The sequence below is a fragment of the Bacteroidales bacterium genome (assembly GCA_041671145.1).
Taxonomy (GTDB): domain Bacteria; phylum Bacteroidota; class Bacteroidia; order Bacteroidales; family JAHJDW01; genus JAQUPB01.
This window is the reverse complement of record JBAZBZ010000077.1, coordinates 1-4,290: the sequence shown is the minus strand read 5'-3', so window position 1 is coordinate 4,290 and position 4,290 is coordinate 1. Positions and strand designations below refer to the sequence as shown.

At 32.0% G+C, this 4,290-nt stretch carries 4 protein-coding genes; all 4 read left to right on the top strand.

Going from position 1 to position 4,290, the window contains the following annotated elements; translation table 11 throughout:
* Window positions 1–319: 319 nt before the first annotated feature.
* The 4 genes from WC223_13835 to WC223_13820 all read left to right on the top strand — a co-directional run bounded on the left by WC223_13835 (window position 320) and on the right by WC223_13820 (window position 4,177).
* The gene (locus tag WC223_13835; protein ID MFA6925322.1) at window positions 320–544 is read left to right on the top strand and encodes a hypothetical protein; all 225 of its coding nucleotides are present in this window, start codon (window positions 320–322) and stop codon (window positions 542–544) included.
* Between the two features lie 5 nt (window positions 545–549).
* Window positions 550–849, top strand: a complete 300-nt coding sequence (locus WC223_13830) for a type II toxin-antitoxin system RelE/ParE family toxin (GenBank protein MFA6925321.1) — start codon at window positions 550–552, stop codon at window positions 847–849.
* A gap of 822 nt (window positions 850–1,671) precedes the next feature.
* On the top strand, window positions 1,672–2,544 hold the full coding sequence (locus WC223_13825; GenBank protein ID MFA6925320.1) for a T9SS type A sorting domain-containing protein: 873 nt from the start codon (window positions 1,672–1,674) through the stop codon (window positions 2,542–2,544).
* Between the two features lie 40 nt (window positions 2,545–2,584).
* Complete coding sequence (locus tag WC223_13820) at window positions 2,585–4,177, top strand: M4 family metallopeptidase (protein ID MFA6925319.1); 1,593 nt, start codon at window positions 2,585–2,587, stop codon at window positions 4,175–4,177.
* The last annotated feature ends 113 nt before the right edge of the window (window positions 4,178–4,290 follow it).

Genomic DNA, 4,290 nt, shown 5'->3' with positions numbered 1-4,290 from the left:
ACTGAATGCATTAATAAGAAAGGAGATATTGCCAAAACGAAAAAAATGGAGAAAATATCCAAGAATCACTAAACAAGGAAAATACAAAAAATACAAATAATAGCTTATGTTAGTGCCATTACTCTCGAGAGGGAAGCTTACGCACAAGCCACTCACAGTGCTTTCAATTTGTAAATTATTTTTTCAGGAAAAGATAAAAAGCGAGGCAAGTGCGATGGAATACACCAATAGATAAACAGAGAGAATAAATAAATAAATTTCATCCTTTGAAATAATAAAAATATTTTGTATATTTGTAAATAAAAAATATATGAAAAATATGAATATTGAAACAAAAAAAGTAGATTTGATAAGCTGGATTGCTAATATTCGCAATCCTAAGCTAATTCATAAGCTTGAAAATTTCAAAAACGTTGAAGATAGTTGGTGGGACGATTTGCCTAAGAAGATACAAGAAGAGATTATTGAATCTGAAATGCAAGTTAATAATTGCAAGATGATACCTCATGAAGAAGTAATGAAAAAATTTAGAAAATACTTATAATTGAAATGAGAAAAGTTATATGGACGCCCATAGCGATTAAATCACTGATTAAAGTAATTGAGTACCTTGAAGAAAATTGGACGGAAAAGGAAATAAACAAGTTTTTATATTTATTAAATTCAACAATTTCACGATTAAAAAGATTTCCTGAAACATCGGTTGCAATTAAAGGAAGAACTTCAAGACGTTCGGTTATTGATAAAAACAATAATATAGTTTTTAAAGTGACTCCAAAAAACATAATTATATTACATATTTTTGATAGCCGCCAAAATCCTAAAAAATTAAATTTTATTACAAAATAAGAAACAAATAAATTAATTAAAATTTTAAAATAATTTATCCCAGCTCGCCGTAAAGTTAGTGAATAAACAAAAAGAAGCGGCTCGGCGAAGTTTTGTGTGAAGGAAAGTGTGAGAGGTAACTTCGTCGTAAGTAAAAGTTATCCGTCAGCTGACGGATAACACAAAAAAATATTTTTGTAAAAGAATAAAAAATGACAACAGGTTATCAAATTAATTACGACGAAGTCAGCATACGCACAATACAGCCAGCACATAAGACTTCGCCGAGCGTGGTACAACCGGGTTTGTTTAATGTGAGTATGTTTAATAAAAAGTACTATTACAACAAAATTCTTAAGATTTATTTTGCAATTTCAAAAAAATAGTTTTTCATTTGTAGGGACTATAAAAAAAATTATGACTTAAAAAAAACAAATTAAAATATAGCGCAAGCTGAATAAGCCCTGTTGTTGAAATCTACTAATCAAATTGTCACGGGGAAGTAAGCAAAGCGCTCACGGGAACGTGAGCGTTGCTTTACTTTGTGGCAAGGGTTTTAGTAGAACCTCAACAACGGAGTTTAAGTGGCGTTTCACGTTTTTTTATTGAAAATTCAATTTTAAAATGAGAAGAAAATTAACAGATTCTAAATAAAGTGATACGGATACTAAAAATGTTCCGGCGAATTCTAAAAAGCACTTGACTTTTAAATTTTTAAGATTTTACTTTGGTAGTGGAATAAAAAGGGGATAAAAGATAAAATGAATATTCTCAAATAAAATAGAAATGATTACCTTTTTAAAAAATATTTATTAATAGTAAATAATAAAAAAATAATCAATAATGAAAAAGCTAATTTTTACCTCAACTATGCTCTTAGCAGCAATAGGTGCTTTTGCTCAAATTAATGCAGGGCAAAATCCGCAAATTCTTTTGTCCGGTATCCAAGCAGCTGTATATTATCCTCCAATCAATCAAGTTAAATTTGATAGCGTTGATATAAATAACGATGGAGTTAATGACTTGGTTTTAGCTGCGGGAGGTATTGTTTACGATGGGGAAGAATATTCAACCTACCCGTTTTTATTGAACCAAAATATACAAATATGTACAGATAACAAAGGCGTTAAGAAATACAATTTAGGAAATCAAATTTCCGCAACTGGAAACTGGACATCACTTGTAGGTGGACCAAACGGCATTTATTTTCGCTCAATTCGGACAAGTAGTTGGAATGGTCCGCCTTATCCTCCATATACTTATTCTGGCAACTGGTATGATTATACCATTGATGGTAGCGGCATTAAATGGCCTGATTGCGGATATTTAGGTTTTAGAATTATTAACCCATTAGATACGCTATATGGCTGGATGAAAATATGTTCTATGACAGACCCAAGTTTTTGCTCGTCCGTAAGTTGCACCGAGATGGGATTGGAAAGCCCGCAAACACACATAAATCAGAATTATAAAAAACCTTTAGTTTCTGTGTATCCAAATCCTGCAATGGAATTAATTACGATTGAAATAAAAAATAAAGAAAGGTTAGGTTACATTGAAATTATTGATATAACAGGCAAAGCAATATTAAGAAGAGATTGCAACTACGCAACTGATAAAGTAATTATTGATGTGGGCAATTTCGCAAAAGGTATGTATATAGTAAAGTTATACAATAAAGAAAATTTCAGAATAGAAAAATTAATTATAGAATAGAACAAATTAACTAAATTATCAATATTAAAACCTATTATTTATGAAAAAGAAAAATTTAATTGCAACCCTGTTTGCAATAATAATTACAGGACTTAGCTTTACAATTAAAGCTCAAATACCGGGAACCGAAACAGTTATTTACAAACACAAAAATCTGGCTCCTTCGTATGTAAAAATGAGTGGAGGAAATGAAATTGACACAGCAAATTTTATAAATTGGATGGAAACAAATTTTAATTTTTCATCAGAAATTAGTTTCAACTTAATAAAAGTTGAAACAGATAATATAGGTGTAACACATCATAGATATATGCAGTTGTATAACAATATACCCATAGCACTCACAATGTATGTTGCACATTCAATTAATGGCGAAGTTGGAGCAATGAATGGTGATTTAACTTATGCAGCCGTAAATTCAAATTCGCCAACAATTTCTGAAAGCACAGCATTAACTGCTGCTTTAGCTGATTTTAATGCTATGGTTTATATGTGGCAGGTATCGGCATTAGAAGAAGATTTGAAAATCATAACGGGAGACACCAATGCGACATATTATCCAAAAGCAGAATTGGTTTATTTGCCCGAAAATGCTGATGTTGCATCTGGTAGTTTAATTCTTTGTTATAAATTTAATATTAGATCAGTTACGCCACATAAAGTAGAGGATGTTTATGTTAGTGCAATGAATGGTATTGTTTTATATAAAGAAAATAAAATATATTCAATAGATTTCCCGGGAACAGCAGAAACGTTTTACTATGGAAATAATAGAAATATTAGATGCTCCCAACCTGCCACTGGCCAACCTTTTTCACTTATAGATGAACCAAGAAATATTGAAACGAGTTTTTATATATATGGGACAGGATATTTTAATCGTATTCCATTTTTAAATTCAACAGTTAATTTCCCTTTATCTAACAATTTCAATCCTCCTCCTGTTTTTGGTACTGAGAACGGAACTGATGCACACTGGGGTATGGAACAAGTATATGATTTTTACTTAAACAGATTTGGGAGAAATAGTTTTGATGGTACACACGGAAGAATAAATACTTTCGTAGAAGATGGGCCAGCAGGTTATTATAGTCCTGGTACTGGAATTGGGGATATTTTTGGATTTGGAAGAGGTAATGGTACAATTGGACGTTATTATACATTAGCAGTTATGGGGCATGAGTTTAGTCATGCAGTATTATTATACTCTTCGGGATTACATAATGGCACCGATGAGTCAAGTGCATTAAATGAAGGATTTTGTGATATTATGGGAGCTACAATAGACCTTACTGTGAATCCTAATGGAAATTCTGACTGGACAATAGGAGAAGAAATACATCCTACCGTGACAAAAACTTTATCTAATCCTAATGCGTCACAATGCCCTGATACTTACTGTGGCTTATACTGGAGTACAAGCGGAGTTAGGCATGCAAATGCAGGAGTATTGTGGTTTTGGTATTTTTTGCTTTGTGACGGTGGAACAGGAATAAATGATGTAGGTACACCATTTGCTGTTACCGGAATCGGAAGAGACGCTGCTAGTCGAATTGCATACGGAGCATTTGTTAATCGTCTTACAGGTAACGCCACATATTTAGATGCAAGAGATAGAACTGTCATTTCCTAAAATCGGTTGACTAAAAATTAACCAATAAAACGGAAACAATGACAAAACTCAAGACTCAACCCTGTCGAAAAAAAGACTACGAAAAAGTTAATTTCGACTTAAAATTATCCGTC

What these genes read in the sequence shown, in the direction of transcription:
- WC223_13835 (MFA6925322.1), top strand. Translation starts at nt 320, where the DNA reads ATGAATATTGAAACAAAAAAAGTAGATTTGATAAGCTGGATTGCTAAT.
- WC223_13830 (MFA6925321.1), top strand. Translation starts at nt 550, where the DNA reads ATGAGAAAAGTTATATGGACGCCCATAGCGATTAAATCACTGATTAAA.
- WC223_13825 (MFA6925320.1), top strand. Translation starts at nt 1,672, where the DNA reads ATGAAAAAGCTAATTTTTACCTCAACTATGCTCTTAGCAGCAATAGGT.
- WC223_13820 (MFA6925319.1), top strand. Translation starts at nt 2,585, where the DNA reads ATGAAAAAGAAAAATTTAATTGCAACCCTGTTTGCAATAATAATTACA.